Annotated in this window: 25 protein-coding genes and 1 pseudogene; 16 read left to right on the top strand and 10 right to left on the bottom strand. The window is 72.3% G+C overall.

Annotated elements, in window-relative coordinates; all coding sequences use genetic code 11:
* Positions 1-39: 39 nt before the first annotated feature.
* Positions 40-699, top strand: coding sequence for a leucine efflux protein LeuE (leuE, locus tag SCWH03_RS10680; protein WP_173263938.1), 660 nt, complete (start codon positions 40-42; stop codon positions 697-699).
* A gap of 194 nt (positions 700-893) precedes the next feature.
* On the opposite strand, the gene SCWH03_RS10675 is transcribed toward leuE, so the two are convergent.
* Both SCWH03_RS10675 and SCWH03_RS10670 read right to left on the bottom strand, forming a co-directional pair.
* Positions 894-1325: an ATP-binding protein gene (locus tag SCWH03_RS10675; protein ID WP_173263937.1), complete on the bottom strand. Its 432-nt coding sequence runs from the start codon at positions 1323-1325 to the stop codon at positions 894-896.
* Complete coding sequence (locus tag SCWH03_RS10670) at positions 1313-1528, bottom strand: hypothetical protein (protein ID WP_173263936.1); 216 nt, start codon at positions 1526-1528, stop codon at positions 1313-1315. Before SCWH03_RS10670 ends, SCWH03_RS10675 begins: the two co-directional genes overlap by 13 nt.
* 135 nt (positions 1529-1663) lie before the next feature.
* On the opposite strand from SCWH03_RS10670, the gene SCWH03_RS10665 reads away from it, so the two are divergent.
* The 12 genes and pseudogenes from SCWH03_RS10665 (at position 1664) to SCWH03_RS10610 (ending at position 15302) form a co-directional block, all read left to right on the top strand.
* The gene (locus SCWH03_RS10665) at positions 1664-2557 is read left to right on the top strand and encodes a helix-turn-helix domain-containing protein (RefSeq protein ID WP_173263935.1); all 894 of its coding nucleotides are present in this window, start codon (positions 1664-1666) and stop codon (positions 2555-2557) included.
* Entirely contained in the window at positions 2520-2786 is a 267-nt protein-coding gene (locus SCWH03_RS10660) for a DUF397 domain-containing protein (RefSeq protein WP_173263934.1), read from the top strand. The genes SCWH03_RS10665 and SCWH03_RS10660 overlap by 38 nt, the downstream gene beginning before the upstream one ends.
* A gap of 83 nt (positions 2787-2869) precedes the next feature.
* A complete protein-coding gene (locus SCWH03_RS10655) occupies positions 2870-3139 on the top strand; it encodes a hypothetical protein (protein ID WP_173263933.1) in 270 nt (89 codons plus the stop codon).
* Between the two features lie 553 nt (positions 3140-3692).
* On the top strand, positions 3693-5348 hold the full coding sequence (locus tag SCWH03_RS10650) for a serine/threonine-protein kinase (protein ID WP_173263932.1): 1656 nt from the start codon (positions 3693-3695) through the stop codon (positions 5346-5348).
* Between the two features lie 597 nt (positions 5349-5945).
* Positions 5946-7184, top strand: coding sequence for an amidohydrolase (locus SCWH03_RS10645; protein ID WP_173264173.1), 1239 nt, complete (start codon positions 5946-5948; stop codon positions 7182-7184).
* Positions 7185-7331: 147 nt separating this feature from the next.
* Entirely contained in the window at positions 7332-8378 is a 1047-nt protein-coding gene (locus tag SCWH03_RS10640) for a BMP family lipoprotein (RefSeq protein WP_173263931.1), read from the top strand.
* A 224-nt stretch (positions 8379-8602) separates the two neighbouring features.
* Complete coding sequence (locus SCWH03_RS10635; protein ID WP_173264172.1) at positions 8603-10171, top strand: ABC transporter ATP-binding protein; 1569 nt, start codon at positions 8603-8605, stop codon at positions 10169-10171.
* Entirely contained in the window at positions 10168-11277 is a 1110-nt protein-coding gene (locus SCWH03_RS10630) for an ABC transporter permease (RefSeq protein WP_173263930.1), read from the top strand. The genes SCWH03_RS10635 and SCWH03_RS10630 overlap by 4 nt, the downstream gene beginning before the upstream one ends.
* 121 nt (positions 11278-11398) lie before the next feature.
* Positions 11399-12670 (top strand): ABC transporter permease, encoded by a 1272-nt coding sequence (locus SCWH03_RS10625; RefSeq protein WP_173263929.1) that lies wholly within the window; start codon positions 11399-11401, stop codon positions 12668-12670.
* Positions 12667-13116 (top strand): annotated as a pseudogene (locus tag SCWH03_RS10620) (cytidine deaminase); the annotation flags it as partial. The gene SCWH03_RS10625 and the pseudogene SCWH03_RS10620, both read left to right, overlap by 4 nt.
* Positions 13117-13395: 279 nt before the next feature.
* Positions 13396-14673: a thymidine phosphorylase gene (locus SCWH03_RS10615; protein WP_173263928.1), complete on the top strand. Its 1278-nt coding sequence runs from the start codon at positions 13396-13398 to the stop codon at positions 14671-14673.
* A 308-nt stretch (positions 14674-14981) separates the two neighbouring features.
* A complete protein-coding gene (locus SCWH03_RS10610) occupies positions 14982-15302 on the top strand; it encodes an STAS domain-containing protein (RefSeq protein ID WP_173263927.1) in 321 nt (106 codons plus the stop codon).
* A gap of 72 nt (positions 15303-15374) precedes the next feature.
* Here SCWH03_RS10610 and SCWH03_RS10605 read toward each other — a convergent pair whose 3' ends face one another.
* Together SCWH03_RS10605 and SCWH03_RS10600 are read right to left on the bottom strand one after the other, a co-directional pair.
* Complete coding sequence (locus tag SCWH03_RS10605; protein WP_173263926.1) at positions 15375-16388, bottom strand: sigma-70 family RNA polymerase sigma factor; 1014 nt, start codon at positions 16386-16388, stop codon at positions 15375-15377.
* 372 nt (positions 16389-16760) lie between these two features.
* A complete protein-coding gene (locus SCWH03_RS10600) occupies positions 16761-18131 on the bottom strand; it encodes an MFS transporter (RefSeq protein ID WP_254076675.1) in 1371 nt (456 codons plus the stop codon).
* A 62-nt stretch (positions 18132-18193) separates the two neighbouring features.
* Between SCWH03_RS10600 and SCWH03_RS10595 the strand changes: the two genes are divergently transcribed.
* Positions 18194-19147, top strand: coding sequence for a LysR family transcriptional regulator (locus SCWH03_RS10595; RefSeq protein ID WP_173263925.1), 954 nt, complete (start codon positions 18194-18196; stop codon positions 19145-19147).
* 260 nt (positions 19148-19407) lie between these two features.
* Here the strand turns inward: SCWH03_RS10595 and SCWH03_RS10590 are convergent, their stop codons facing one another.
* Complete coding sequence (locus SCWH03_RS10590; RefSeq protein ID WP_173264169.1) at positions 19408-20088, bottom strand: alpha/beta fold hydrolase; 681 nt, start codon at positions 20086-20088, stop codon at positions 19408-19410.
* Between the two features lie 295 nt (positions 20089-20383).
* On the opposite strand from SCWH03_RS10590, the gene SCWH03_RS10585 reads away from it, so the two are divergent.
* Positions 20384-21571 (top strand): adenosine deaminase, encoded by a 1188-nt coding sequence (locus SCWH03_RS10585; protein WP_173263924.1) that lies wholly within the window; start codon positions 20384-20386, stop codon positions 21569-21571.
* Between the two features lie 132 nt (positions 21572-21703).
* Positions 21704-22012: a hypothetical protein gene (locus tag SCWH03_RS10580; protein ID WP_173263923.1), complete on the top strand. Its 309-nt coding sequence runs from the start codon at positions 21704-21706 to the stop codon at positions 22010-22012.
* A gap of 365 nt (positions 22013-22377) precedes the next feature.
* On the opposite strand, the gene SCWH03_RS10575 is transcribed toward SCWH03_RS10580, so the two are convergent.
* The 5 genes from SCWH03_RS10575 to afsQ1 all read right to left on the bottom strand — a co-directional run bounded on the left by SCWH03_RS10575 (position 22378) and on the right by afsQ1 (position 26461).
* On the bottom strand, positions 22378-22608 hold the full coding sequence (locus tag SCWH03_RS10575) for a PspC domain-containing protein (protein WP_173263922.1): 231 nt from the start codon (positions 22606-22608) through the stop codon (positions 22378-22380).
* Between the two features lie 91 nt (positions 22609-22699).
* Positions 22700-23269 (bottom strand): VanZ family protein, encoded by a 570-nt coding sequence (locus tag SCWH03_RS10570; RefSeq protein WP_173263921.1) that lies wholly within the window; start codon positions 23267-23269, stop codon positions 22700-22702.
* Positions 23270-23505: 236 nt separating this feature from the next.
* Positions 23506-24219 carry a hypothetical protein gene (locus tag SCWH03_RS10565; RefSeq protein WP_173263920.1) on the bottom strand — a complete coding sequence of 238 codons (714 nt, stop codon included), beginning with the start codon at positions 24217-24219 and terminating at the stop codon, positions 23506-23508.
* Entirely contained in the window at positions 24216-25787 is a 1572-nt protein-coding gene (locus SCWH03_RS10560) for an ATP-binding protein (RefSeq protein WP_254076673.1), read from the bottom strand. The genes SCWH03_RS10565 and SCWH03_RS10560 overlap by 4 nt, the downstream gene beginning before the upstream one ends.
* The gene (gene afsQ1 / locus SCWH03_RS10555; protein ID WP_173263919.1) at positions 25784-26461 is read right to left on the bottom strand and encodes a two-component system response regulator AfsQ1; all 678 of its coding nucleotides are present in this window, start codon (positions 26459-26461) and stop codon (positions 25784-25786) included. Before afsQ1 ends, SCWH03_RS10560 begins: the two co-directional genes overlap by 4 nt.
* Between the last annotated feature and the right edge of the window lie 170 nt (positions 26462-26631).

The raw sequence follows: 26631 nt of genomic DNA, 5'->3' as shown, positions 1-26631 counted from the left end.
AGAGGTGGGGAGTCGTACCCGTGTGCGACACTCCGCCTCATGCTGGGTGTCACCGATCTGCCGACGTATCTCGCGGGACTTGTCCTGATCATCCTCCTCCCGGGGCCGAACTCGCTCTATGTGCTCTCGGTCGCCGCCCGCCGGGGTGTGCGGACCGGATACCGGGCCGCCGCGGGTGTGTGGTGCGGCGACACCGTGCTGATGGTGCTGTCCGCCGCGGGAGTCGCCTCGCTGCTCCAGGCCAACGCCGTGCTGTTCTCGGCGGTGAAGTTCGCGGGCGCGGGCTATCTGACCTGGCTCGCCATCGGCATGCTGCGCGCCGCCCTGTCGATGTGGCGCTCGCGCCGGGAGCTGGCGGAACCCCTGGACGGGCAGGCGGCGGGCACGCAGGCGGCGGGTGAGCGGCCGTTTCGCAGGGCCCTGGGGATCAGCCTGGTCAACCCGAAGGCGATCCTCTTCTTCATCGCCTTCTTCGTGCAGTTCGTGGACCCCGGCTACGCCTATCCGGCGGTGTCCTTCGCCGTGCTCGGCGCTCTCGCCCAGCTGGCGAGCGTCCTCTACCTCACCCTGCTGATCTTCACCGGCACCCATCTGTCCGCCGCCTTCCGGCGCCGCCGGAGGCTGTCGGCCGGTGCGACGTCGGCGGCGGGCGTGCTGTTCCTCGGCTTCGCCGTGAAGCTGTCGCTCAGCAGCGCCTGACCCGGCGGACGGACGCGCCCACCGGGGGTGGTCCGCCGCCTGCGGGCGGGTCCATCCGCCGTGAGGTGAAGGCGGCTGCCGTGAGGCGAAGGCCGCCGACGCCCACCCGTTGGGTATCCAGCCGTGCCGTCGGCCACCCGCTCGGCGTCCGACCCGTGCCGCCGTCCACCTGCCGGGCGGCCTCCCCTCGGCCTTCAGCGGACCGTCGACGCCTCGTGAGCCGAACCGGGCGGTCGCATACCCGCAGCGCCCTCTCCGGGCAGTTCGCACCAGACGGTCTTGGTACCGGGCCCCTCGGCAACGCCCCAGCGCACGGCCACCGCATCGAGCAGGGCGAGGCCGCGGCCGGACTCGTCGTCGGCCGCAGCGGCCCGGCACCGGACGGGCGAGGCGCGCGGGGCCGGGTCGGTGACCTCCAGCCGTGTACGACCGCCCACGGCGGCGCGGGTGACGCGGATCGTGACCGGCACCCCGTCCCCGAGATGCTGGATGACGTTCGTGAGCAGCTCGCTCACACACAGCTGGAGGTCGGCGCAGGGGACGCCGCCGAGGTACTCGCGCACGGTGCGGCGCACGCCGGGTACGGCCTCTGGCGTCGCGAGGAGTTCCAGGGTCAGCCGTCGCATCGGGCAGCCCCCTTGCGGAGGGCTGCGACCAGCGCTCGGGCGGTTGCCAGGTTGCAGTTGCCCAGCGCGATGAGGGGCCGGCCGGGGCCACGGGCCTCGAAGCTCGGCAGGTCGATGCCGAGAGACGGCAGTGTGATGCCGTGGGCGGCGAGGGCGGCGCGGAGCTGTTCGGTGCACTCGTCCGCGTCCGTCGTGTCGTACATGGGGGCATGCCTTCCTGTGCGTTCTGTGATGAATCACTCACACACTGGCGTGGCGGGTCCTACCGTGAAAGAGGTTCGGGTTCCCGGCCGTGAACGGCGTGCATACCACCGGCAGGTGGGAAAGAACGGTGAACGATGGCGCGACGCAAGGACATCGACGGCTCGGAGGGGGTCCCGACCTTCTACGGCAAGGAGCTGCGCTGGCAGCGGGAGCAGGCCGGGCTCACCCTCCAGCAGCTGGTCGAGGGCAGCTTCTACGGCCCCAGCCACCTGAGCGAGATCGAGCGCGGCGAGCGGCGGATGCCGGCGGAGCTGGCGGAACACGCGGACCGGGTGCTCAAGACGGACGGCTTCTTCAAGCGGCGGTGCGAGGACGTGAGGAAGGCCAGACGGCGGGGGCACGCGCAGTACTTCGAGCGCGTGCTGGAGGCGGAGAAGCACGCGGAGACGATCGAGGAGTGGAGCCCGACGCTGATTCCGGGCCTGCTGCAGACGGAGGCGTACGCGCGGGCGGTGGTGCGCGCGACGCACCCGCTGGCGCCAGACGAGGAAGTGGAGGAGAGGGTCAACGCCCGCATGCCGAGGGCTCATCTCTTCGAGACCGACCACAAGACCCCGATGTACTGGATGGTTGTGTCCGAGGCACTGCTCCGTCAGCCGATCCTCTCGCCCGAGGAGATGGCCGAACAGCTGGATCGTGTCGCGGCGTTGGCGCGCCGTCGCCGGATCGTTCCACAGGTCCTTCCGTGGAACCGCGGCCCGCATCCCTTCATGCTCGGCACCGCCAAGATCATGACCTTTCCGGACGCACCGCCCTTGGTTTACACCGAGGCGCTGCACACCGGCGACACCATCGACGATCCGGCCCTCGTGAAGGAGTACCGCCGGTCGTACGATCTGCTCAGGGCCGCCGCACTACCGCCCGAGGCGTCCCTCGCCCTGATCGAGGAAGCGGCTGATGACTACCGAAATGGCAAGCATCCGAATCGACTTGAGCACTGTCGCGTGGCGCAAGAGCAGCTTCAGTAACGGCAGCGGAGGCAACTGCGTCGAGGTCGCGGAAGGCTTCCTCTGCGCCGCCCGCTGGCGCAAGAGCAGCTACAGCAACGGCAGCGGAGGGGACTGCGTCGAGGTCGCCGACGGCCTCGCCGGCGTCGTCCCCGTCCGTGACTCCAAGCTGCCCGACGGCCCCGTCCTCGTGGTCCCGGCCCGCGCCTGGGCGTCCTTCGTCAGGACCCTCAAGGAGGCGGTCGAGTAGGCCATGTGGAGAGCGCGGTGTGCTGTCGCATGATGTGACACCCGGGTCGAGCCGGCTGCTCGCTGTGCCGCCTGGATGATGAGGTGAGTGACCCGAGGGTGGGGCTTCTGCGCGCGGACCTCGGACGGCTCTGCGGGCCACCCGGAACCCGACTCCCCGAACACACCCGCACCCGCACCGGAACCCGCACCCGCACCGGAACCCGCACCGGCTCCGGGATCGTCTCAGCCCCGGCCGGAGCCGGGGGCCGGCCGGGTTCGGTGGCGGCGTCCGGGGAGCGGTCGATCGCCGTCGACGGCAACCCGCGGGGCGGCATCTCCACCGGCGACCACCTCGGGCAGGACCCCGCGTGAAGTGGCCCTTCAGGAAGCGGACCGCGAAACCACGAGCGCACCAGCCCGATGCGGCGGGCGTGCTGTTCCTCGGCTTCGCCGTGAAGCTGTCGCTCAGCAGCGCCTGACCCGGCGGACGGACGCGCCCACCGGGGGTGGTCTGCCGCCTGCGGGCGGGTCCATCCGCCGTGAGGGGTGGACGGTTGCCGTGGGGCGGAGACCGCCGCCGTGCACCCGCGCCGCCGTGCACCCGCGCCGCCGTGCACCCGCGCCGCCGTGCACGTCCGCCGTCGTCCACCTGCCGGGCGCCCTCCCCTCGGCCTTCAGCGGACCGTCGACGCCTCGTGAGCCGAACCGGGCGGTCGCATACCCGCAGCGCCCTCTCCGGGCAGTTCGCACCAGACGGTCTTGGTACCCGGCCCCTCGGCAACACCCGCCTGGCCGCACAGGGCCATCCGCTCCAAGCGGTCGGGCAACGACGCCGCCTGGTCCGTCGCCGTCCCGCATGGCCGGCCGGATCCCGTACCCGGGACCCGAGCGGTGCCCGCTCTCGGCGGACCGTCATGATGAGCGCATGACGAACGAGGGAGGATGGGCGCACGAGCCCACCAGCTACCGGCTCGAACCGCCCGTGACGCTTGGTCAGCAGGACACGGGAGGTAAATCGGGCCCGGAGCCCGCGGTGTCGCCGGCCCTTGGGAGGAGGACGCCGACCCAGGTGGTTCACCCGGAGTCCGACCCGCAGGACCAGGGCCGGTCGGTCGGCGGGCGCTACCGGCTCGTCTCCCGCCTGGGGCACGGCGGCATGGGCACGGTGTGGAAGGCCCACGACCGGATCGTCGGGCGGGATGTCGCGGTCAAGGAGCCCCGGCTTCCGGACCACATACCCGAGCGGGAGAAGGCGAACGTCTACACCCGCATGGAGCGTGAGGCCCGCGCCGCCGCCACGATCGACCATCCCTGCGTCGTCACCGTGCACGACGTGGTCATCGAGGACGGACGCCCCTGGCTCGTCATGGAGTTGGTGAACGGGAGTTCACTGGGTGACCGGCTCGCCGAGGGCACCCTGGACACCCGCGAGGCGGCCAGGATCGGCCTGGCCGTCCACGGCGCGCTGGCCGCCGCCCACGAGGCCGGTGTGCTGCACCGGGACGTCAAACCGGACAACGTGCTTCTCGGGCGGTACGACCGCGTGGTGCTCACGGACTTCGGCATCGCCCAGATCGAGGGCGAACAGCGCCTCACCGAAGCGGGGGGATTCGTCGGCTCCCCGGAGTTCATCGCTCCCGAACGGGTGCTCGGCCAGTTGCCGGGCCCGGAGTCGGACTGGTGGTCCCTGGGCGTGATGCTGTATCTCGCGGTGGAGGGAGTCTCGCCGTTCCGCCGGGCCAACACCCCCGCGACCCTGCAAGCAGTCCTCAGCGCGGACCCCGCCCCGCCCTCCCGGGGAGCGGGAGCTCTGGGGCATCTGATCATGCAGCTGCTCCGCAAGGACCCCGCCGCTCGCCCCGGCCCCCACGAGATCCGCCAGATCCTGGAGAACGCGGCGCGTCCGCCCCAGCCCGCCCCCACGCTCGTCGGCGCCTCGGCGGGCGGGAGCGGTGGGGGTGTCCTGCGCACCTTGCGTACCAGCCGCACGGCGCAGTGGGGCGCCGGGGGCGGTGGCCTGCTGGCAGCGGCGCTCGTTCTCGGGCTGGTCCTCGTCGACCCGTTCGCCTCCGACGGCCCGCCGGAGGGGTGGGTCGTCCGGCAGGAGGGGGAGGTGGTCAACGCCTCGCTGGCCGTGCCCAAGGACTACCGTCGCACGGTGGACGACGACAACTCCTACGTCACCTTCGCCGATCCGAGTGGCGTCTTCAAGGTGACCCTGCGGAAGTACACCGAGGACGACCAGAAGGGTGCCCCGTTCGAGGAGCTTCCCAAGCTGGCCGAAGACCGCGCCGAGTTCTACCGGAAGGGTGCCGAGTCCTCGATGGAGGAGGTGTCCAGCAAGGTGCGTGAGACCACTCACCAAGGCCGGCCCGCCGCAGAGATCGTCACCACCTATCGTGCCTACGGAAGTGACGACGACGACATCACCTTCCACCAGATCGAGCGGCTCTACGCCAACGAGGAAGAGGGCGCCTTCTGGCGGCTGAAAGTGGTGATGCCGGCCGAGGGCGACGCCCGCCCGAACGGCGAGCGCCTGTACCGGGACATCGCCCGGAGCCTCCAGATCCAGGACCTCTGACCAGCTCCGCGGCACCGGCCGGACCGGGCGGACGCTTTCGGCGGCGCGTCGTCTGCGCGGGTCCCGGTTCACGAGGTCCAGCGCGTCAATCGCGGGAGCGGGACCAACTGCCCGACCGCCGCCGGATCGCCCGGTGCCGGCTCGGAACCGGGGACGGACACTTCGCCGACCCCAGCTGCGCCCCGCCGCGCCTGACCGGCTTCGGTCCTGCGCGGGCGCCCATGAGGTGCGAGCGCGGCCTGTGATGCGCCCGGACCGGCGGCCCGCGCGGGATCCCCTGCCCCCCCATGGCGGCCCCCGTCCCTCCGCGGAAGCCCCCGCCCCTCCGCGGAAGCCCCCGTCCCTCCGCGGAAGCCCCCGCCCCTCCGGGGAGGCCCCGCGAGGGGCCGCCGTGCCGGTGGCCCCCGTACGGGTGAAGCGGACGCGACAGGAGGCCGGAGAGTCCATATTGTGGTCAGAAGCGGGTGAGCTTACCCACACCGAACGGCGGCCAAGCGTCGTCAGAGGCATTTTCTTCCCCCTATAGGGCTGAACTTTTGTTGATCTCGAGCTAGTTGGGCCTTGAAGGGGCCTACTCTTCAACGGGTGAACCAGTTGATGTCCCGCGAGCCCGACGCCGGTCCCCCCGGCGAAGCCGAGTCGCCCGGCGACCACGTTCTGCCCGGCACGCTGCCCGACGCCCTCCGTGACGAACTCGTCGCCTTCCGCCGGGACGTGCACATGCACCCGGAGCTGGGGAACCAGGAGTTCCGCACGACCGCCGCGATCAAGACGCGGCTGGAGGCCGCCGGCCTGCGCCCGAGGGTGCTTCCGACCGGCACGGGACTCGTGTGCGACGTGGGTACGGACCGGGTGCGGCCCATGCTCGCGCTGCGCGCCGACATCGACGGCCTGCCGATCCCGGACACCAAGGTGGGAGTGCCGTACCGCTCGACCGTGCCGGACCGGGCCCACGCCTGCGGCCACGACGTCCACACCACGGCGGTCCTCGGCGCCGGGCTGGTCCTCGCCGACCTCGACCGGCGGGGGCTGCTGCCCCACCCGGTGCGGCTGATCTTCCAGCCCGCGGAGGAGGTGCTGCCGGGCGGCGCGGCCGACGTCATCGAGTCCGGTGTGCTGGACGGAGTGGGCCGGATCATCGCCGTGCACTGCGATCCCCGGGTCGACGCCGGACGGATCGGACTGCGCGTCGGTCCCATCACCTCGGCGTGCGACCGGCTGGAGATCACCCTCGACGGCCCCGGCGGCCACACCGCCCGCCCGCATCTGACCACGGACCTGGTCACGGCCGCCGCCAAGATCGTCACCGAGGTCCCCGCGCTGCTGGCCCGCCGGGTCGACACCCGTTCCGGACTCGCCCTGACCTGGGGCCGTATCGAGTCCGGGCACGCCTGCAACGTGATCCCGCAGCAGGCGGAGCTCGCGGGCACCGTCCGCTGCCTGGACCTGCCCGCCTGGCGGGAGGCCCCGGACCTGGTCCATGCGGCGGTCGACGAGATCGCGACCCTGCACCGGGCGAAGTCCCAGATCAACTACATCCGCGGGGTGCCGCCCGTGGTCAACGACCCCGTGGTGGCCGAGCTGCTGCACGACGCCCACGCCGCGCGGCGCGGATCGCAGGCGATCGAGGACACCGAGCAGAGCCTCGGTGGCGAGGACTTCTCCTGGTACCTGGAACACGTCCCGGGCGCCATGGCCCGCCTGGGCGTCCGTGCCCCGGGGTCTGGCACCCGGCTCGACCTGCACCGGGGCGACTTCGATGTGGACGAGGAGGCCATCCGTGTCGGCGTCGAACTCTTCACCGCGGCGGCGCTGCTCGATCACCACCGATCGTAACCGGACAGTTCACCTGGTGTTCGCCGTACGCGACGATCCGATAACGGCTGTCGAACACGTCTTTACCTGACATCTACGCGCGTTACGATCGCCGCAAAACCAGCGCCGGAAGTGGCGCTTTCGGTCGGGTTTATAAGGAGCCTCTCAGTGCGCCGGATCACCAGGATCGCCACCGTGGGCATAGCGTCCGCGGCTCTCGCGCTGTCCGCCACCGCGTGTGGCAGCAAGACCTCGTCCGAGGTCGGCTCGGAGGACGGTGCCAAGGCGGCCATCGCCTACGACATCGGCGGCCGCGGGGACCAGTCGTTCAACGACGCCGCCTACGCGGGCCTCGCGAAGGCCGAGAAGGAGCTCGGGGTCAAGGGCACCGAGGCCGAGCCCAGCGAGGGCGAGGCGGACCCGGACAAGGTGCAGCGCCTCACGTCGCTGGCCCGCGCCGGCAACAACCCGGTGATCGGTGTCGGCTTCGCCTACGCCCCGGCCATCGCGGAGGTCGCTCCGAAGTTCCCGGACACCACGTTCGGTCTCATCGACGACACCTCCAAGACCGGCGAGAACATCGCCAACCTGGTCTTCAACGAGGAGCAGGGCTCCTATCTGGCCGGTGTCGCCGCCGCCAAGGTGACGAAGTCCGACACCGTCGGCTTCATCGGCGGCGTGGAGACCCCGCTGATCAAGAAGTTCGAGGCGGGTTACGTCCAGGGCGTCACGGACACCAACCCCGATGTCAAGGTCAAGGTCCAGTACCTGACGCAGCCGCCGGACTTCGGCGGCTTCTCGAAGCCCGACCTCGGCAAGGCCGCGGCGCAGGGCCAGCTCGACGCCGGCGCCGACGTGATCTACGCCGCCGCCGGTCTCGCGGGCTCCGGCTCGATCGAGGCGGCCGCCAAGGCCGGGAAGTGGGCCATCGGCGTCGACTCGGACCAGTACAACCAGCAGGGCCTGGCCGCCTACAAGGACCACATCCTCACCTCGGTGACCAAGGACGTCTCGGACGCCGTCTTCAACCTCATCAAGTCGGTCGAGGACGGCGAGCCGCAGTCCGGTGAGATCCGCTACGGCCTGGACAAGGACGGCGTGGGCCTGGCCACGTCCAACCCGGCCTTCACCGAGATGACGGACGTCACCGCCGCGGTCGACAAGGCCAAGGCCGACATCATCGCCGGCAAGATCGAGGTCAAGTCCGCCCCGTAGCCGGGCAGCCGGAACCCGTCGTCCCCGGGTCCGGAAGGGCAGCGCGAGCCGCCCTTCCGGACCCGGGAGCGGGTTCGGGCCACCGGTTTTCGCTCCTCGCCGCCGCTACGCGCGTAGAGCCCCTGTGGGCGCGGTAACTTCGCCCCACTCCCGCCCCCGACACCCCTCGTGGCGTCCGCCCTGCCCACTGCTTCTCGCTCCTTCCCCGCCAAGGAGAGTGCGTCATCAACGCGTCCAGTCCGTCAACGCCGCCGGCTGTAGAACTGCACGGCATCACCAAGCGCTTCCCCGGCGTCGTCGCCAACCACGACATCGACATCACCATCCACAAGGGCACGGTGCACGCCCTCGTCGGTGAGAACGGTGCCGGCAAGTCGACCCTGATGAAGATCCTCTACGGCATGCAGAAGCCGGACGAGGGCACGATCACGATCGACGGCACGCAGGTCGGCTTCCACAGCCCGGCCGATGCCATCGCGGCCGGTATCGGCATGGTCCACCAGCACTTCATGCTGGCCGACAACCTCACCGTGCTCGAGAACGTCGTGCTCGGCGGCGAGAAGCTGTACGGGATCGGGGCGAGGGCCCGCGACAAGATCAGGGAGATCTCCGACGCGTACGGGCTGAACATCCGCCCGGACGTCCTCCTCGAGCAGCTCGGCGTCGCCGACCGCCAGCGCGTCGAGATCCTCAAGGTGCTCTACCGCGGCGCCCGCACCCTCATCCTCGACGAGCCGACCGCGGTGCTGGTGCCCCAGGAGGTCGACGCGCTCTTCGACAACCTCCGCGAGCTCAAGGCCGAGGGCCTGACCGTCATCTTCATCTCCCACAAGCTGGGCGAGGTGCTCTCGGTGGCCGACGAGATCACCGTCATCCGCCGCGGCACCACCGTCGGCACCGCCGACCCGCGCACCACCACCCCGAAGCAGCTCGCCGAGCTGATGGTGGGCAGCGAGCTGCCCTCGCCGGAGACCCGCGAGTCGACCGTGACCGATGTGCCGATGCTGGACGTCGACGGGCTGCGGCTGACCGCGACCGACCCCGACGGCGTCGTCCGCGAGGTCCTCGACGGCATCACCCTCACCATCCACAAGGGCGAGGTCATGGGCATCGCCGGGGTCGAGGGCAACGGCCAGACCGAGCTGATCGAGGCGCTGATGGGCATGCGCGACCCCGACGGCGGCGTCATCACCCTCGACGGGACGGACATCTCGCACACGCCGACCCGCAAGCGCCGAGAGGACGGCATCGGGTACATCCCCGAGGACCGCCACCGCCACGGACTGCTGCTCGAGTCGCCGCTCTGGGAGAACCGCATCCTCGGCCACGTCACCGAGCGGCCCAACAGCCGCAAGGGCCTGCTCGACCTCAAGGCGGCCCGCAAGGACACCGAGCGCATCGTCCGCGAGTACGACGTCCGCACCCCCGGCATCGAGGTCACGGCCGCGTCCCTGTCCGGCGGCAACCAGCAGAAGCTGATCGTCGGCCGCGAGATGAGCCACGCCCCCAAGCTGCTGATCGCCGCCCACCCCACCCGGGGCGTGGACGTCGGCGCGCAGGCCCAGATCTGGGACCAGATCCGCGAGGCGCGGCGGGAGGGCCTGGCGGTGCTGCTGATCTCCGCCGACCTGGACGAGCTCATCGGGCTCTCCGACACCCTGCGGGTGATGTACCGCGGCCGGCTGGTCGCGGACGCCGACCCCGCCACGATCACTCCCGAGGAGCTGGGGTCGGCCATGACGGGCGCTGCGACCGGGCACCTCGAGCACAACCAGAACGGTGAGGGCCGATGAAGAAGTTCGACAAGGACCGGCTGCTCCTCGGCGTCGCCGGCCCGGGCCTCGCCCTGGTGGTGGCGTTCCTGCTCACCTCGGTGGTGCTGCTCGTCTCGGACCGGGACCCGATCGAGCCGTACCGGCTGATGCTCGAGACGGCCGAGTTCACGGACGTCCAGGTCAACATCCTCAACCAGGCCGGCACGTACTACCTCGCCGCGCTCGCCGTGGCCGTCGGCTTCCGGATGAACCTGTTCAACATCGGTGTGGACGGCCAGTACCGCCTCGCCGTGATGCTGGCCGCCGTCGTCGGCGCGAGCGTCGAACTGCCGGGCCCCCTGCACATCCTGCTGATCGTGATCGTCGCCATGCTGGTCGGGGCGCTCTGGGCCGGTGTCGCCGGAATCCTGAAGACCACCCGCGGGGTCAGCGAGGTCGTCTCCACGATCATGCTCAACGCGATCGCCACCAGCCTGATCGCCTGGATGATCCTCCCCGCCAACCTCGGCGAGCAGCTGCCCGGGTCGAACGACCTGACCACCGGCGAGATCGCCGAGTCCGGCTGGTTCCCCGGCCTGGCGATGGAGGGCGGCACCATCTACGGCTTCACCTTCGTGGCCTTCGCCCTCGGCGTCGTCTACTGGTTCGCGCTCAACCGCACCCGCTTCGGCTTCGACCTGCGCGCCACCGGAGCCAGCGAGTCCGCGGCCCAGGCGAGCGGTGTCGACTCCAAGAAGATGATCCTCACCGCCATGCTGATCTCGGGCGCGGTGGCCGGCCTCGTCGGCATGCCGCTGCTGCTGGGCCAGACCCACACCTACAGCCTGAGCTTCCCGGCCGGCGTCGGCTTCACCGGCATCACCATCGCCCTGCTGGGCCGCAACAACCCGATCGGCATCTTCTTCGCCGCGCTCCTCATCTCCTTCATCGAGAAGACCTCGGCCGACCTGGACCAGTTCGGCTACGAGAAGGAGATCGCGACGATCATGCAGGGACTCATCGTGATCTCGGTCGTCGTGTCCTACGAACTCGTCCGCCAGTACGGGCTCCGCCGTCAGCAGCAGAAGGTCGGCGAGGAACTCGCCGCCCAGGCCCGCAGGAACAAGGAAGAGGTCGCGCTGTGAGCGACGCGCGCGCGGCCGGCGGGCCGCAGACGACGACGAAGGCCGCGGCCCCGGGCCGCGGGAGCGGAGAACGGGTCACCGCCCAGGCGCCGGCGCCGGGGGAGAACGAAATGAGGACGGCATGAGCGAGTCCACGAGCACGGTCTCGATGACGAGCACCGCGCCCCGGAAGGGCGGTGGACGCCCCACGCTGTCGCTGCCCGTCATCCTGCTGGTCATCGCGGCCGGTCTCGCGCTGTTCTCGCTGGTCCGCGTGATCAGCGGAGCCAACGACCTGACCTCGGTCGGCCAGGTCTCCGGAGCCCTCCAGCTGGCCGTGCCGATCGGCCTCGCCGGACTCGGCGGCCTGTGGGCCGAACGGGCCGGCGTGGTCAACATCGGCCTCGAGGGCATGATGATCATGGGCACCTGGTTCGGTGCCTGGGCCGGGTTCCAGTGGGGCCCCTGGAGCGGTGTCCTGATGGGCGTCGTCGGCGGCGCGCTCGGCGGGCTCCTCCACGCGCTCATGACGGTGACGTTCAACGTGAACCACATCGTCTCGGGCGTGGCCATCAACATCCTGGCCGTCGGCGTCACCCGCTACCTGTCGAACTTCACCTTCGCCGAGGAGCCCGGCGGCTCCTCGAAGCAGTCCCCGCGCATCGACCAGATCCCCGAGATCACCATCCCCTGGCTCTCCGAGGCCCTGGCGGACCTCCAGGCCAGGCACTGGTTCTTCGTCTCCGACCTGGCGGGCGTGCTCGGCGGCCTGGTCACCGACCTGTCCCTGCTGACGGTGATCGCGCTGCTGCTGGTGCCCGCCACCTGGTGGATCCTGTGGCGCACCGGCTTCGGCCTGCGGCTGCGGTCCTGCGGTGAGAACCCGGTCGCCGCCGAGACCCTCGGCGTCAACGTCTACAAGTACAAGTACATCGCGGTGATCGCCTCCGGCGCGCTGGCCGGACTCGGCGGAGCCTTCCTGGTGATCGTCTCCACCGGCATCTACCAGGAGGGCCAGACCGGCGGACGCGGCTACATCGGTCTCGCCGCGATGATCTTCGGTAACTGGATGCCGGGAGGACTGGCACTCGGCGCCGGGCTCTTCGGCTTCACCGACAGCCTCAAGCTGCGCGGTGGCGCCGAGAACGTCCACGCCATGCTCCTGCTGCTGGCGATCCTGCTGGTGCTGGCCTGCGCCTGGCAGCTGTACAAGAAGAAGTACTGGCAGGGCGCGGTCTCCCTGGCCGCCTCCGGCGTGCTCTTCGTCTGGTACGGCTTCACCGACGCGCTGCCCAGCCAGTTCGTGGACGCCGCTCCCTATGTCACCACCCTTCTGGTGCTCGCGCTGTCGGCGCAGCGTCTGAGGCCGCCGAAAGCCAACGGCCTGCCGTACAAGAAGGGGCAGGGCAAGTGACGCCCCGCCCCGCCCCGGCCGGCGACGCGGGTGCCGCCGGCTCCGGTGGCTCCGGGGGTGCCGCCCGTGCCGTCGACTGGGCGGCTCTGCGCGAGGCGGCGCGCGAGGCGATGTCCCACGCGTACGTCCCGTACTCGGGCTATCCGGTCGGTGCCGCCGCCCTCGTCGACGACGGCCGCACCGTCAGCGGCTGCAACGTCGAGAACGCGTCGTACGGCCTGTCGCTGTGCGCCGAATGCGGACTCGTGTCGCAGCTGCACGCCTCGGGCGGTGGCCGGCTCACGCACTTCACCTGTGTGGACGGCGACGGCGATGTGCTGATGCCCTGCGGCCGCTGCCGCCAGCTCCTGTACGAGTTCGGCGGGCCCGCACTGCTGCTGGACACCGAGGCGGGCATCCTGCCCCTGTCCGAGATGCTGCCCCTGGCCTTCGGCCCGCAGAAGCTGGGCCCGCAGGCGCCGGGCCCGCAGGCGCCGGGCCCGGACGGCACGCCCGGCCGGCACGGGCCCGGACCGGAGACGTCCGGCTAGTGCCGCACCGGGCGATGTCCGCCCCGTCGCGCCGCCGCTGACGGGCACACCCCGCCCCGGAGCCCCTGGGCCCTCGCGCCCGTCAGGGCCCCGGGCCCCGCGGGGCCCTGACAAGGCGGCCCCTCCGCCGCTCCGGCGGAGGGGCCGCGACACTCTTCGCACCACCTCGTTCGTACCCGGAAGGACCCCCAGTACATGGACGCCATCTCCGTCATCCGCACCAAGCGCGACCGAGGCGCACTCTCTCCGGAGCAGATCGACTGGGTCATCGACGCGTACACCCGCGGCGAGGTCGCCGACGAGCAGATGTCGGCGCTGGCGATGGCGATCCTGCTCAACGGCATGGACCGCACCGAGATCGCCCGCTGGACCGCCGCGATGATCGCGTCCGGCGAGCGCATGGACTTCTCCTCGCTCTCCCGCCCGACCGCCGACAAGCACTCCACCGGCGGCGTGGGCGACAAGATCACGCTGCCGCTCGCGCCGCTGGTCGCCGCCTGCGGCGCCGCCGTGCCGCAGCTGTCCGGCCGCGGCCTCGGCCACACCGGCGGCACCCTCGACAAGCTGGAGTCCATCCCCGGCTGGCGGGCGCTGCTGTCCAACGAGGAGATGCTGCGGGTCCTCGACACCACCGGCGCGGTCATCTGCGCCGCGGGTGACGGTCTCGCTCCCGCCGACAAGAAGCTGTACGCGCTGCGCGATGTCACCGGCACGGTCGAGGCGATCCCGCTGATCGCCTCCTCGATCATGTCCAAGAAGATCGCCGAGGGCACCGGCTCGCTCGTGCTGGACGTCAAGGTGGGCTCCGGCGCCTTCATGAAGAACATCGAGGACGCCCGGGAGCTGGCGTCCACGATGGTCGGCCTCGGCACGGACCACGGCGTCAGGACCGTGGCGCTGCTCACCGACATGTCCACGCCGCTCGGTCTCACCGCCGGCAATGCCCTGGAGGTCCGCGAGTCCGTCGAGGTGCTGGCGGGCGGCGGCCCGGCCGACGTCGTGGAGCTGACCCTCGCGCTGGCCCGGGAGATGCTCGACGCGGCCGGCGTCAGGGATGCCGACCCGGCGAAGGCCCTGGCCGACGGGTCCGCGATGGATGTCTGGCGGCGCATGATCGCCGCACAGGGCGGCGACCCGGACGCCGCGCTGCCGGTCGCCCGCGAGCGGCATGTGATCACGGCACCGGCCTCGGGCGTGCTGACCCGCCTCGACGCCTACCAGGTCGGCGTCGCGGCCTGGCGCCTGGGCGCCGGCCGGGCCCGCAAGGAGGACCCGGTGCAGGCGGGCGCGGGCGTCGAACTGCATGCCAAGCCCGGCGACGAGGTCACCGCGGGCGCCCCGCTGATGACCCTGCACACGGACACCCCCGAGAAGTTCGACTACGCCCTGCGGTCCCTGGAGGGCTCCTTCGGTATCGCCGCACCGGGCGCCGCCCACGAGGCGACCCCGGTGGTGCTGGAGCGCATCGCCTGATCCGGCGGGTTCGTCATCCGTCCCCGAGATCCTCCGGGGCGCTGACGTCTCCCCGGCCGCCGACGCGTTCCCGGTCGGCGACTTCCCTCGGGTGAACGGGACCGGTGGTGGGCCGCCGGTCCCGTTCGGCGTGCTGGACCCGGTGACGCACCGGCAGAGGAAACCGCCATGGGCGCACTCGGCGTCGAGCCCGAATCCGGTCAGGGCTGGGACGAGCTGGTCCGCCTCCGGGAGGAGCCGGACGCACCCGAGGGCTGCAAGGCGGACATCATCGATGAGTCCCCGCGGCGGGCGCGGTCTCCCCTCCTATGGACAGCATCGAGCAACCCGTCGTTCTGGAACTCCCCGGCCGGATCGCCCCGGCCGATGTGCCGCTGCTGTGCGCCCGGCTGCGGAGACTCACCGCCGACGGAGGCACCGGCAGGGAGATCGTGTGCGATGCGGGCCGGCTGGCCGTCGCCGATCTGACGGCCGTGCACGCCGTCGCCCGGCTACGGCTGACCGCGCGGAGACTGGGCCGGGAGCTGCGGCTGGTGAACGCCGGTCCCGAACTGCTCGCCCTGCTCGACCTCACCGGACTGGGCGGCGACGACCAGGGCCGGGCGGCTCCGCTCATCCCCCGATGCTGAGCCGCTCCGGCACCCCCCCCCAGGCACCGGGCCGCCCCGGCACCCCCCAGGCACCGGGCCGCCCCGGCACGCTCAGCAACCGGCGGTGAGCCGCTCCGGCACTCCCTCGGCGCTGAGCCGCTCCGGCAGCCCGAACAGCGGGAACCACCGCCTGGTGTCGAGGAAGAAGTCCATCGCGCCTATCCGGCCGTCGGCGACCTCCAGGACGATCAGCGCCCACGGCGTGTAGCCCTTGCCGTCCCGGCCGCGGCGGTACTGCGCGAAGGCCGGCGAACCGTTGGCCACCGTGGGGACCAGCTTCGAGCCGCGGCACGCCTCGCCGGCACCGAGCATCCACCCCACGATGTCGTCATGGCCGCGTAGCCACAGGTCGTACGGGGGCATGGACATCGTGGCGTCCTCGCGGAGCAGCGCCGTCAGGGCCCGCATGTCGTATCCCTCGAAGGCGGCGACATAGCGCTCCAGCAGCTTCCGCTGCTCCTCGTCGAGCGGGTCCGCCGCATCGGAGCCGGAGGCTTGGTACTCGGCGAGGGAGGCGCGGGCCCGCTGGAGCGCGCTGTTGACCGAGGCGACGGACGTGCCCAGGAGTTCGGCCACCTCGGCGGCCTTCCACGCCAGCACCTCCCGCAGGATCAGCACCGCGCGCTGCTTCGCGGGCAGGCGCTGGAGCGCCGCGACGAACGCCAGCCTGATCGACTCGCGCTCCACCGCCGTGTCGGCCGGGTCGGCCACCGACGGCAGCACCCGCCCGTCCGGCACCGGCTCCAGCCAGGTGATCTCCGGACGGGCGGTGAGCCGGGCCTGCGCCACCGTGGTGGCCCCGGTCAGGTCCATCGGACGGGCCCGGCGGTTGCCCGCCTGCAGCATGTCCAGGCACACATGAGTGGCGATGCGGTACAGCCAGGATCGCAGCGAGGACCTCCCCTCGAACTTCCCGAGGTTCTTCCAGGCCCGCACCATGGTGTCCTGGACCGCGTCCTCCGCCTCGAAGGCGGAGCCGAGCATGCGGTAGCAGTATCCGGTGAGTTCCTTCCGGTGGCTCTCGAGCCTGGATTCGAGATCCCGTGCCGTCGCCTGGTCATCCATGGGTCCTGTTCCCGTCGCCGTCCGCTCCAGCCCTTCGGACGCTACAGGGCGGCACTGACAACGGGCCTCAGGTGCCCGGCTGGCTGGTACGGCCCGGTCGACGCCGTGCACGACGCCGCCCGGGCCGGTGCGGCGCCGAGCGCGAGGCCCAGCGGCACCACCAGCGCCACGGTGCCGAGGGCGACACCGCCCCGTCTCACTGCGGTCCCCCACTGCCCTGTGCGGCCCGCGGTCACCAACTCCCCTGTACGTCCGGTGTGGTTGCCCTGAGTCTTGGACGCGTACGGGCGGGCCCTGGTTGTCGGGGGAAGGGCACGGATTCGGCGGGACCGGCGGAAGTGCGCCCCTGCCGCCCCTGCCGTCACGGCTGCCTCAGTGGCGCGCCGCCGCCGCGGAGAGCAGGTGACGGTTCTCCCGCACCGGCACCGGCACCGGTACCCGAGCCCGCGCCGCGTACGACCCGTACAGCGTGATCGACACGACCCCGAGCACCGCGAGCAGGCCCAGCAGGACCGTGCCCGCCCAGCCGCCGGAGTGGAAGGCCACGGCACCGAGCGTGCCGCCCGCGCTGCTGCCCAGGTAGTAGGCGGACTGGTACAGGGCCGAGGCCTGCGCGCGGCCCGTCGTCGCGGTACGGCTGACCGCGGCGGAGGCCACCGCGTGCCCCGCGAAGAAGCCCGCCGTGATCAGCACCAGGCCCGCCAGCACCGCGGCCAGCGAGTCGGCGAGCGACAGCAGCAGACCCGCCGCCGTCGTGCCGACCGCCAGGTACAGCGCACCGCGCCGGCCGAGCTTCCCCACCAGGCGGCCCGCCGCGGCCGAGGAGGCGGTACCGACCAGATAGACCAGGAAGACGGAGCCGACGACGCCCTGGGGCAGGCCGAACGGGTCGCCGACGAGGCGGTAGCCGATCACGGTGTACACCGCGCCGAAGACCGTCATGAACAGCGCGCCGATCCCGTAAAGCCGCATCAGAAGCGGGTCCGACAGATGACCGCGGACGGTGCGCGCCAGCGCTCCCGGGTCCAGCGAACCGGGCGTGAAGTGCCGCGCCTTCGGCAGCAGCAGCCGGAACGCCACGGTGCAGACCACCGCCATCAGCCCAACCGCGGCGAGTGCCGCCCGCCAGCCCCACAGCTGGGCGACCCAGCCGGTCACGATCCGGCCGCTCATCCCGCCGACGCTGTTTCCCGCGACGAACAGCCCGATCGTCGCGATCAGCGCCTTCGGGCGCACCTCCTCCGCCAGATACGCCATCGCCGACGCGGGGATGCCCGCGAGCGCCGCACCCTGCACCGCACGCAGCGCCACCAGCCACTCGGGGCCGGGCGCGAACGGCACCAGCAGCCCGAGGGCCGTGGCCGCCACCAGGGACACCGTCATCAGCCGCACCCGGCCGAACCGCTCGGACAGCGCGCTGAGCGGCAGTACGCACAGGGCGAGCGCCCCGGTGGCCGCGGAGACGGTCCAGCTGGCCGTGCCCGCGGTCACGCCGAACTCGTGGGAGACCGCAGGCAGCAGGGCCTGCGTGGAGTAGAGGAGGGCGAAGGCGGCGATGCCCGCGGCGAAGAGCGCGAGGCTCATCCTCCGGTAGCCGGGCACCCCGGGCGCGAGCCTCGGCGGGGTGGTGGCGTCGGTGCCGGGTTCGGTGCCGGGCTCGGTGGCGGGTTCGGTGGCGGGCTCGGGGCACGGCGAGGAGTGGGCACCCACGGTGGTGGGCGCCCCGGTACTGGCGGAAGGCATGCCTCGAAAGTAGGCGCGCACTTTTGATGCGTCCAATGCATAGAACGGCTTTAATCGTTCCCATGGTGCATGACCGCAGTTCACAGACTCGACTGTCACCGAGTAGTTACGAAGAAGCCATCCGGCTGCTGCTCGCGCCGCGCCTCGCGTACTTCGCCGGGGTCGCCCGCCACGAGCACGTCACCCGGGCCGCACAGGAGCTCGGTGTGCCCCAGTCGACGCTCTCGCGCTCCATGGTCCGTCTCGAACAGGACCTGGGCGTGATGCTGTTCACGCGCAGGGGCCGCACCGTGTCGCTGACGGCCGCGGGCCGCGACTTCCTCGCCTCGGTGGAGCGCGCGCTCGGCGAGGTCGAGCGGGCGGCCGAGTCGGTACGCGCGGACGCCGACCCGTCCGGGGGCAAGGTCGCCTTCGGCTTCCTGCACACCATGGGCTCCGAGACCGTGCCGGAACTGATCCGGGCCTTCCGCGTCGACCATCCCCGGGTCCGCTTCACACTGGTCCAGAACTACGGCGAGGCCATGCTCGAACGGCTACGGGCCGGCGAGCTCGACCTCTGCCTCACCTCGCCCGTCCCCGACGCGCCCGACCTGGTCGCCCGGCGCCTCGACGACCAGCGGCTGAGGCTCGTCGTGCCCGACGACCACCGGCTCGCCACCCGCAAGCGCATCAGGCTCGCCGAGGCCGCGGACGAGACCTTCGTGACCCTCGAACCCGGCTACGGGCTGCGCCGGATCACCGACGCGCTCTGCACCGAGGCGGGCTTCTCGCCGCGCGTCGCCTTCGAGGGTGAGGAGGCGGAGACGCTCCGCGGCCTGGTCGCCGCCGGCCTCGGCGTGGCCCTGCTGCCCCCGCCGGCGGTGCCGCGCCCCGGAGTGGCCGAGCTGACGGTGACGGCGCCGCGGGCGATCCGGGAGGTGGGGGTGGCGTGGCTGGACGGGCACCCGGACACTCCGCCGGTGGCGGCGTTCAAGAAGTTCCTGCTGTCCCGCCGGGGGAACCTGCTCCCGGACTGAGGCACGGACCCGTCCGGCGGGGCGGGTCCGGCGCGGTGGGTCCGGCGACGTGGATGCCGGTGCTCGCCTCAGCGCGTTCGGCGCCCGCGCATCCCCGCGCATCCACGCGCGCCCCCGTGCGCCCTGGTGTACCCGCGCACCCGTGCGCGCAGGCCGGCCCCGGCCCCCGATGCCGCGCGTCCCCACGCCCGGCGCGGCGCCCCCGTGCCGCCGCCGCAAGCGCCCGGCGCGTCCGGCCCGTCCGCCGCCACCCGGGGCCGTCAGTGCCGCACCGCCCGCCCGAAGCCGGCGGCCAGGGGCATCCGGAGCCCCAGCGGCGGGGGAGCGGCGAGCGCGTCGGCGACGGGACGGGCATAGGCGCGCGCGAACAGCGAGCCGAGGACGAAGTCCGCCGCCAGCGACTGGACTTCGTCCTGGTAGTGCCGCAGTGCGTGCCCGTCGGTGTGGACCTCGAACCGGCAGGTGTCGCGGTTCGTCTTCTTCGCCCGTTCCGCGAGCCGGTACGACAGCTCCGGAGCGCTCCTCGCGTCGTTGGTGCCGTGCACGATCAGCACCCGTCGTCCCACGAGCTGCCGCACCGGTTCGGGGTCCGCGGCCAGGTCGTCCTCCGGCAGCCAGGGGGCGATCGCCAGGACCGAGTTGACGGCGGCGTGGCCGGCCGCGTGCAGGGCGGCGCGGCCTCCCATGCCGTGGCCGGCCAGGCACAGGGGGACGTCGCCGTAGCGCCGTACCGCCTCGTCCGCCGCCCGGGACGTGTCCGCCGCCAGCCGGGCTTCCGTGCCGTTCCAGCCGCGGCCGCGGTAGCGCACCACGTGTACGGCGAGACCGTCCGCGCGGCCGGCCCTGGCGAGCGCGCGGGCCAGCGGCAGCGCGGAGGCGTGGGAGAGCGCCGACCGGCCGCGCGCCGACTCGGGGTCGCCGTCCGGTAGTACCAGCACCACTCCGGTGACGACCCCGTGCGCCGGTTCTCCGAACGGCCGGACCGCCCGGCCCAGCCCGTCCCGGGACCCGCCACCGCCTCCCCGCTCCTCCCGCGCCGCGTTCCCCTGGAACCGTGCACGGGCCGACCCCGCCACGCCCGCCATACGCCCCCACCACCGGGGCAGTGCCTGGTGTGCCATGCCAGAACAGTCTCAGAAGGACAGGTGTACGCGACCCGTCCGCACGGTCACCGTTGTGTATCGGCAGGTGGTTCGCGCGGCTGCCCGCTACGCGCGTAGGGAATAGAGTGCGGAGATGACGAGCCAGACACCGCACGCGCCCTCGGGGGAAAGCGCCCCCGGGCCCCAGGGGCCCACCGCGGACCAGGTCCGCCGCGCTCCGAAGGTCCTTCTGCACGACCACCTCGACGGTGGGCTGCGCCCCGGGACGGTCATCGACCTCGCCCGCGACGTCGGCTACGACGCCCTGCCCGAGACCGAGCCGGACAAGCTCGGCATGTGGTTCCACGAGGCCGCGGACTCCGGATCACTGGAGCGCTATCTGGAGACGTTCGCGCACACCTGTGCCGTCATGCAGACCCGGGAGGCCCTCGCACGGGTCGCCGCCGAGTGCGCCGAGGACCTGGCAGCGGACGGCGTCGTCTACGCGGAGGTGCGTTACGCGCCGGAGCAGCACCTCGAAGCGGGGCTGACCCTGGAAGAGGTCGTCGAGGCCGTCAACGAGGGGTTCCGGGAGGGGGAGCGCCGGGCCAGGGCCGACGGCCACCGCATCCGGGTGGGCGCCCTGCTGACCGCCATGCGGCACGCCGCCCGGGCCCTGGAGATCGCCGAGGTCGCCAACCGCTACCGCGACGCGGGGGTCGTGGGCTTCGACATCGCGGGTGCCGAGGCCGGCTACCCGCCCACCCGCCATCTCGACGCCTTCGAGTACCTCAAGCGGGAGAACAACCACTTCACGATCCACGCCGGGGAGGGGTTCGGACTGCCGTCCATCTGGCAGGCCCTCCAGTGGTGCGGCGCCGACCGGCTCGGGCACGGGGTCCGCATCATCGACGACATCGACGTCGCAGCGGACGGCGGTGTGCAGCTGGGACGGCTCGCGGCGTACGTCCGGGACAAGCGCATCCCGCTGGAGCTGTGCCCGACGTCCAATCTGCAGACCGGCGCGGCGTCCTCGTACGCGCAGCACCCCATCGGGCTGCTGCGCCGGCTGCATTTCCGGGCCACCGTCAACACGGACAACCGGCTGATGAGCAACACCAGCATGAGCCGTGAATTCGAGCTGTTGATCGAGACGTTCGGCTACACGCTCGACGACATGCAGTGGTTCACCGTCAATGCGATGAAATCGGCGTTCATTCCTTTTGATGAGCGACTCGCGATGATCAATGAGGTCATCAAGCCGGGATATGCCGAACTGAAGTCCGAGTGGCTCTTCCGGCAGACGGTCACGACCAGCGGTTTCGACTCTGAACAGGGCTGAGTGAGGGTGATGTGAAAGTGGCCGGGAGTGTCAACTCCCGGTCCTTTTCGTTTCCCGGGTGTTTGCGGGGCCCGGGGCATGCTGGCTAGCTTGCAATGCCGTGCAATTCCCCTCCGCAAGGAAACCCACCTGATGAAGCACACTGCTGCCAAGACCCTCGGCGCCGCCGCTCTCGGTGCCGCCTTCGCTGCTGCCGCCGCCGGTTCCGCCTCGGCCGCGACGGCCCTCCCCGACGTCGGCACACCGGTCGACGCCCTCTCCGCCGTCCAGCCGGTCGCACTGCCCGCCGTCGACGACCTCACCGGGCAGTCCGGCGCCCGGACTCTCCCCGCGGCCGCCCCGGCCGGCGGCCTCCTGGGCGGTCTGCCGGTCGGTGCGACGCCGCTGAGCGGGCTTCCGCTGAGCGGTCTCCCGCTCAACGGCCTTCCGCTGCCCCTCTGATCCGGACGGACGGCCTCATGTGACCCCGTGCGGACCCCGAACGGAGAGCGTGCGGGCCATCCGCACGGAGCACGAGCGGACTTCGTGCGGACCGGGTGCGGACTTCGTGCGGCGCCCGGCCGGGGTCACGGGGGACGCCGTCCGCATCCAGGTGCTGCCGGCCGCTGCCCCAGCCGTCGGTATCGGCTGCCGGCATCGGCCGTCCGTATCCGTGCGCCGTCCGTGCGCTGTCCGTGCGCTGTCCGTGCGCCGTCCGTGCGCTGCCCGTCCGCCAGGGTGCGCAGGACGGCGCCCCGGCGCCGATGGGCCGGGGCGCGCGCCGGGCCGGCCGCGGGACCGCAGCCGCCGCGCGGCCGCGGCCGCCGTCACCAGGCGGTGGCGGCGGGCTTCTCCGCCGGCAGCAGCACCCACAGCGCCAGATAGACCAGGAACTGCGGTCCGGGCAGCAGACAGGACACCAGGAAGATCACGCGCATGGTGTTCGCCGAGGTGCCGAAACGCCCTGCCAGCGCCGCGCACACTCCGCCGATCATCCTCCCGCCACTCCTCCGGAGCGGGCGGTGCCCCCAGCTGCGGGGGCGGGTGAGTGCGGCCATGGTGGGCTCCTTCACAAGTCCTTCGGGGGAGCCGCTCCGCCGGGCTCCCGATGACTCCATCGTTCCCCGGACAAGCGGAACAAGCATCGCTCTAGGGGGCGATCCCGACCCTGGGAATCGTCGGGGTAGGACCCCGGGGGACGTCGTCCCGGAGCACGGTCCCCCGCCCCCTCCCGCGGTCCGCCGGAGGGCGTCCGGAGCTCCCGCGCCGCAGCCGGGCCCGCCCGGCCGGGACGACGAGGAGATGGGCCAGCGCCACGCCCACGGTGTTGAGCAGCAGCGAGTCCACGTCGACGACCCGGCCCGGCACCGCGGTCTGGAGCAGTTCGATGCCCAGGGACAGCAGTGCTCCCGCAGCGACCGTGCGCGACAGTGAGGCCCACGGGGAGACGGCGATCCTGCCGCCCGCCATCGGGAGCAGTATCCCGAGGGGGGCCAGGAGCAGCAGTCCCTCGCCTATCCTGCGGGCCCCCTGGACGGGCCCCGCCGCGAGGTCGGCCTTGATGCCCGCCAGCGGCTCCAGGTTCGCCGCCGTCACCCACGGCACGTCCAGCGGGCGGAGCGTCAGCCACGCGACGACGGCGAGGTGTGCGAGGAGGAGGACGCCTCCCGCCACGCGGAAGCGGATGGCGGCACTGCCGCCCGAACCTTGACGCTGCACGCACCCCAAGACGCGATGGCCGGTGGGATCGGTTCCGCACGGACACGCCCGCGTCGCGAGCCCGGCCGCAGCCGCCGCGCGGAGCCGCCCCGGGCCCGCAGCCGCCGCGCGGAGCCGCCCCGGGCCCGCAGCCGCCGCGCGGAGCCGCCCCGGGCCCGCTCCGGCGGTCGCGCGTCGCATCCCGGCTTGGGCGTGGCCGGGTTCCGGGAGCCCTGCCCGGTGCCCCGCAGCCCGGCTCAGGAGGTCGGTGCCGGCGTCGGGGGGCCCGCGGTCGGCGGGGCGGCGTCGGGCCGTTGCTTGACCGAGTCCGTACAGCGGTAGCCGCGGGGCGCGTGGTCGCCGGGTCCGGCCAGGACCACCGTGCCACTCCCGGCCGCCGCCGGGCTCTCCGCCAGTGTGCACACGACCTGCGCCAGCGCCGCCGCCGGCAGGTCCTCGGGACGGCGGCTCAGCCGCAGCGTGCCCGCGGGATCGCCGTCGCGGGGCGGGGATACGGCCAGCGGCCCCCGTACCAGGCTGGAGAACCCGGCTTCCCGCTCGGTCGCCGAGGGCTGCTCCATCAGCTCGCCGAGGAGCGTCCGGGCGGTGCGCAGCCGGACGCCGGTCCGTACCTCGGAGACCGTGAGGGTACGGTCCACCGCCTCGAGCGCCGATGCGCACACCAGGTACACGCGCACATGCATCTGCGGCTGCGCCGGGGTGGGGGTCGGCTTGCCGGAGAGCGTGCACGGTACCCGGGAGGGCGCCGGGCCCGCGTCGACCGGAACCGCGGTCGTCCTGATGCCGCACCCGGCGGCGGTCACGAGGGCGGCGACGGCCGCCAGGGCCGCGGCCGCCTTGCGCACCCCGGTCCGGGGGGCGCCTCGCCCAGGGGCGGAGGGTCCGCCGGCCGCCGGTGCGTCCGGTGCGTCCGGTGCGGAGGCCCGGTGCTGCCTGCGTACTCGGCTCACCGCGCGTCGCCCGCCTCTCCCCGTCGTGCGTCGCGTTCGGTGCCGTGTCCGGTGCCGTGTCCGGTGCCGCGTTCGCCGCCGTGCCCGCCGTCGGCCCGTCCGTTGCCCTCCGGGGGCAGGACGGAGGCGTCGCGGGGCAGCCGCAGGACGAAGACCGCACCGCCGTCGCCGTCCGCCGAGTTGGCCGCCGTGATGCCTCCGCCGTGGACCAGGGCGTTCTCCATCGCGATGGACAGCCCCAGTCCACTGCCCTCGGACCGCGGCCGCGAGGCGCTGGCCTTGTAGAACCGGTCGAAGACGTGCGGCAGGACCTCCTCCGGGATGCCCGGCCCGTGGTCCCGCACCTCGATGAGCAGCTCCTCGCCCTCCGTGCGCACCGCCACCCGCACCGGCGATCCGCCGTGCTTCAGGGCGTTGCCGATCAGATTGGCGAGTATGACGTCGAGGCGGCGCGGGTCGAGGCGGGCCATGATGCCGCGCTCCGCGTCCAGTTCGACGGCGTCCAGCCAGGCCCGGGCGTCGATGCAGGCGGTGACCTGGTCGGCGACGTCGACGTCGTCGAGGACCAGCCGGGCCGTGCCCGCGTCGAAGCGGGTCACCTCCATCAGATTCTCCACCAGGTCGTTCAGCCGCCGTGTCTCGCTCACCACCAGCTCAACCGCCGGGGCGATCATCGGGTCGAGGGTGTCCTGCTCGCCCTCCAGGATCTCCGTCACCGCGGTCAGCGCGGTGAGCGGGGTACGCAGCTCGTGGGACATATCGGCGACGAAGCGACGGCTGGACTCCTCCCGCGCGCTCATGTCCGCCATCTTCTTCTCCAGCGACTCCGCCGCGTTGTTGAAGGTCCGCGAAAGATCTGCCAGTTCGTCCGTGCCGGACACCTGCAGCCGGGTGTCCAGTTTGCCCTCCCCGAGCTGCCTGGCCGCCTGCCCGAGCCGCTGGACCGGCTTGAGCACGGTCGTCGCCGCGGCCTGCGCCAGCAGCGCCGAGCCGGCCAGGGCCAGGGCCGTGGCGATGCCCAGCGACCAGGCCAGCGAGTTGAGGTCCTGGCGCTCCTGGTCGAGGGACGTGAGCAGATAGCCGGTGGGGCCTCCGCCGACGACCCGGGTGCCGGCCACCAGATAGGGAGTGTCGCCCCGCTGGGTGCGCACCCAGAATAGGTTCGGCTGCTCGGCGACCGCCTTCCGGAGTTCCGCCGGCACGTCGCCGAGGGTGAAGACGTCCGGGTCGGAGGCGCCGACGAGCGCCTTGCCGGCCGTCTGATCCCCGAGTAGCAGCACGCTGTAGCCGGCGTCACCGCCCGCCATCTGCTCGGCGGTCGTGCGGAGTTCCGCCTCGGTGGGACGCGCGGGCAGCGACGCGGCACGGTTCTGCATCTGCTGCCGGAAGTCGCCGAGCGCCGCGTCCTGCGTACGGGTCAGCACGGCCTCGCGGTTCAGCCAGTACGCGATGCCGGACGCGGACACGGCGGCGGTCAGGGCGACCAGGCCGAAGACGACGACCAGGCGCAGCCGGAGACTGGTCCAGCCGAGCCCCGCGAGTATGGCCCTCTTCGCCGCACCGCTCACTGCGGTGTGTCCAGCCGGTAGCCCACGCCTCTGACCGTGCGGATCAGGGTCGGCGAGGACGGTACGTCCTCCACCTTCGCCCGCAGCCGCTGGACGCAGGCGTCCACCAGGCGGGAGTCGCCCAGGTAGTCGTGCTCCCACACGAGGCGCAGCAGCTGCTGGCGCGACAGGGCCTGGCCGGGGCGGCGGCTCAGCTCCAGCAGCAGCCGCAGTTCGGTCGGTGTGAGCTGCAGATCCGCACCGTTCTTGGTGACCGTCATCGCGGAGCGGTCGATCACCAGTGAGCCGAAGGTCGCCGAGTCCGTGGACTCGCGCTCACCGCGCCGCAGCACGGCGCGGATCCGTGCGTCGAGGACCCGTCCCTGCACCGGTTTGACGACGTAGTCGTCGGCGCCCGACTCCAGGCCGACGACGACGTCGATGTCGTCGCTGCGCGCGGTCAGCAGGATGATCGGCAACTGGTCCGTGCGCCTGATCCGCCGGCACACCTCGAAACCGTCGATGCCGGGCAGCATCACGTCCAGCACGATCAGGTCCGGCCGCTGCTCGCGCAGCAGCTTCAGGCCGTCCTCGCCCGTCGCCGCGGTGGCCACACGGTGGCCCTGGCGTGACAGCGAGAGTTCGAGGGCCGTGCGGATGGCGTCGTCGTCCTCGATCAGCAACAGGAAAGGCACGCCGGTCATTCTGGCGCATGCGGCCGCGGCAGGACGACCTCCGGACGGCCGTGACCCGTCCCACCGGGGGCGAGGGGCCTGTGACAGGTCTGTGACAGTCGGCGGACAACGGTGTGAAGTCCCCCCGGCAGAGTCGTCACCACGAGAGGGAAACGGACTCCTGCCGACGG

It is taken from the genome of Streptomyces pacificus (genome assembly GCF_011766325.1).
Classification (GTDB): Bacteria; Actinomycetota; Actinomycetes; order Streptomycetales; family Streptomycetaceae; genus Streptomyces; species Streptomyces pacificus.
Note: the sequence above shows the minus strand (reverse complement) of the source record. Positions and strands in the feature narration are given on the sequence as shown.

What these genes read in the sequence shown, in the direction of transcription:
- leuE (WP_173263938.1), top strand. Translation starts at nt 40, where the DNA reads ATGCTGGGTGTCACCGATCTGCCGACGTATCTCGCGGGACTTGTCCTG.
- SCWH03_RS10675 (WP_173263937.1), bottom strand. Translation starts at nt 1,325, where the DNA reads ATGCGACGGCTGACCCTGGAACTCCTCGCGACGCCAGAGGCCGTACCC.
- SCWH03_RS10670 (WP_173263936.1), bottom strand. Translation starts at nt 1,528, where the DNA reads ATGTACGACACGACGGACGCGGACGAGTGCACCGAACAGCTCCGCGCC.
- SCWH03_RS10665 (WP_173263935.1), top strand. Translation starts at nt 1,664, where the DNA reads ATGGCGCGACGCAAGGACATCGACGGCTCGGAGGGGGTCCCGACCTTC.
- SCWH03_RS10650 (WP_173263932.1), top strand. Translation starts at nt 3,693, where the DNA reads ATGACGAACGAGGGAGGATGGGCGCACGAGCCCACCAGCTACCGGCTC.
- SCWH03_RS10645 (WP_173264173.1), top strand. Translation starts at nt 5,946, where the DNA reads ATGTCCCGCGAGCCCGACGCCGGTCCCCCCGGCGAAGCCGAGTCGCCC.
- SCWH03_RS10630 (WP_173263930.1), top strand. Translation starts at nt 10,168, where the DNA reads ATGAAGAAGTTCGACAAGGACCGGCTGCTCCTCGGCGTCGCCGGCCCG.
- SCWH03_RS10625 (WP_173263929.1), top strand. Translation starts at nt 11,399, where the DNA reads ATGAGCGAGTCCACGAGCACGGTCTCGATGACGAGCACCGCGCCCCGG.
- SCWH03_RS10615 (WP_173263928.1), top strand. Translation starts at nt 13,396, where the DNA reads ATGGACGCCATCTCCGTCATCCGCACCAAGCGCGACCGAGGCGCACTC.
- SCWH03_RS10610 (WP_173263927.1), top strand. Translation starts at nt 14,982, where the DNA reads ATGGACAGCATCGAGCAACCCGTCGTTCTGGAACTCCCCGGCCGGATC.
- SCWH03_RS10605 (WP_173263926.1), bottom strand. Translation starts at nt 16,388, where the DNA reads ATGGATGACCAGGCGACGGCACGGGATCTCGAATCCAGGCTCGAGAGC.
- SCWH03_RS10600 (WP_254076675.1), bottom strand. Translation starts at nt 18,131, where the DNA reads ATGCCTTCCGCCAGTACCGGGGCGCCCACCACCGTGGGTGCCCACTCC.
- SCWH03_RS10595 (WP_173263925.1), top strand. Translation starts at nt 18,194, where the DNA reads ATGGTGCATGACCGCAGTTCACAGACTCGACTGTCACCGAGTAGTTAC.
- SCWH03_RS10585 (WP_173263924.1), top strand. Translation starts at nt 20,384, where the DNA reads ATGACGAGCCAGACACCGCACGCGCCCTCGGGGGAAAGCGCCCCCGGG.
- SCWH03_RS10580 (WP_173263923.1), top strand. Translation starts at nt 21,704, where the DNA reads ATGAAGCACACTGCTGCCAAGACCCTCGGCGCCGCCGCTCTCGGTGCC.
- SCWH03_RS10575 (WP_173263922.1), bottom strand. Translation starts at nt 22,608, where the DNA reads ATGGCCGCACTCACCCGCCCCCGCAGCTGGGGGCACCGCCCGCTCCGG.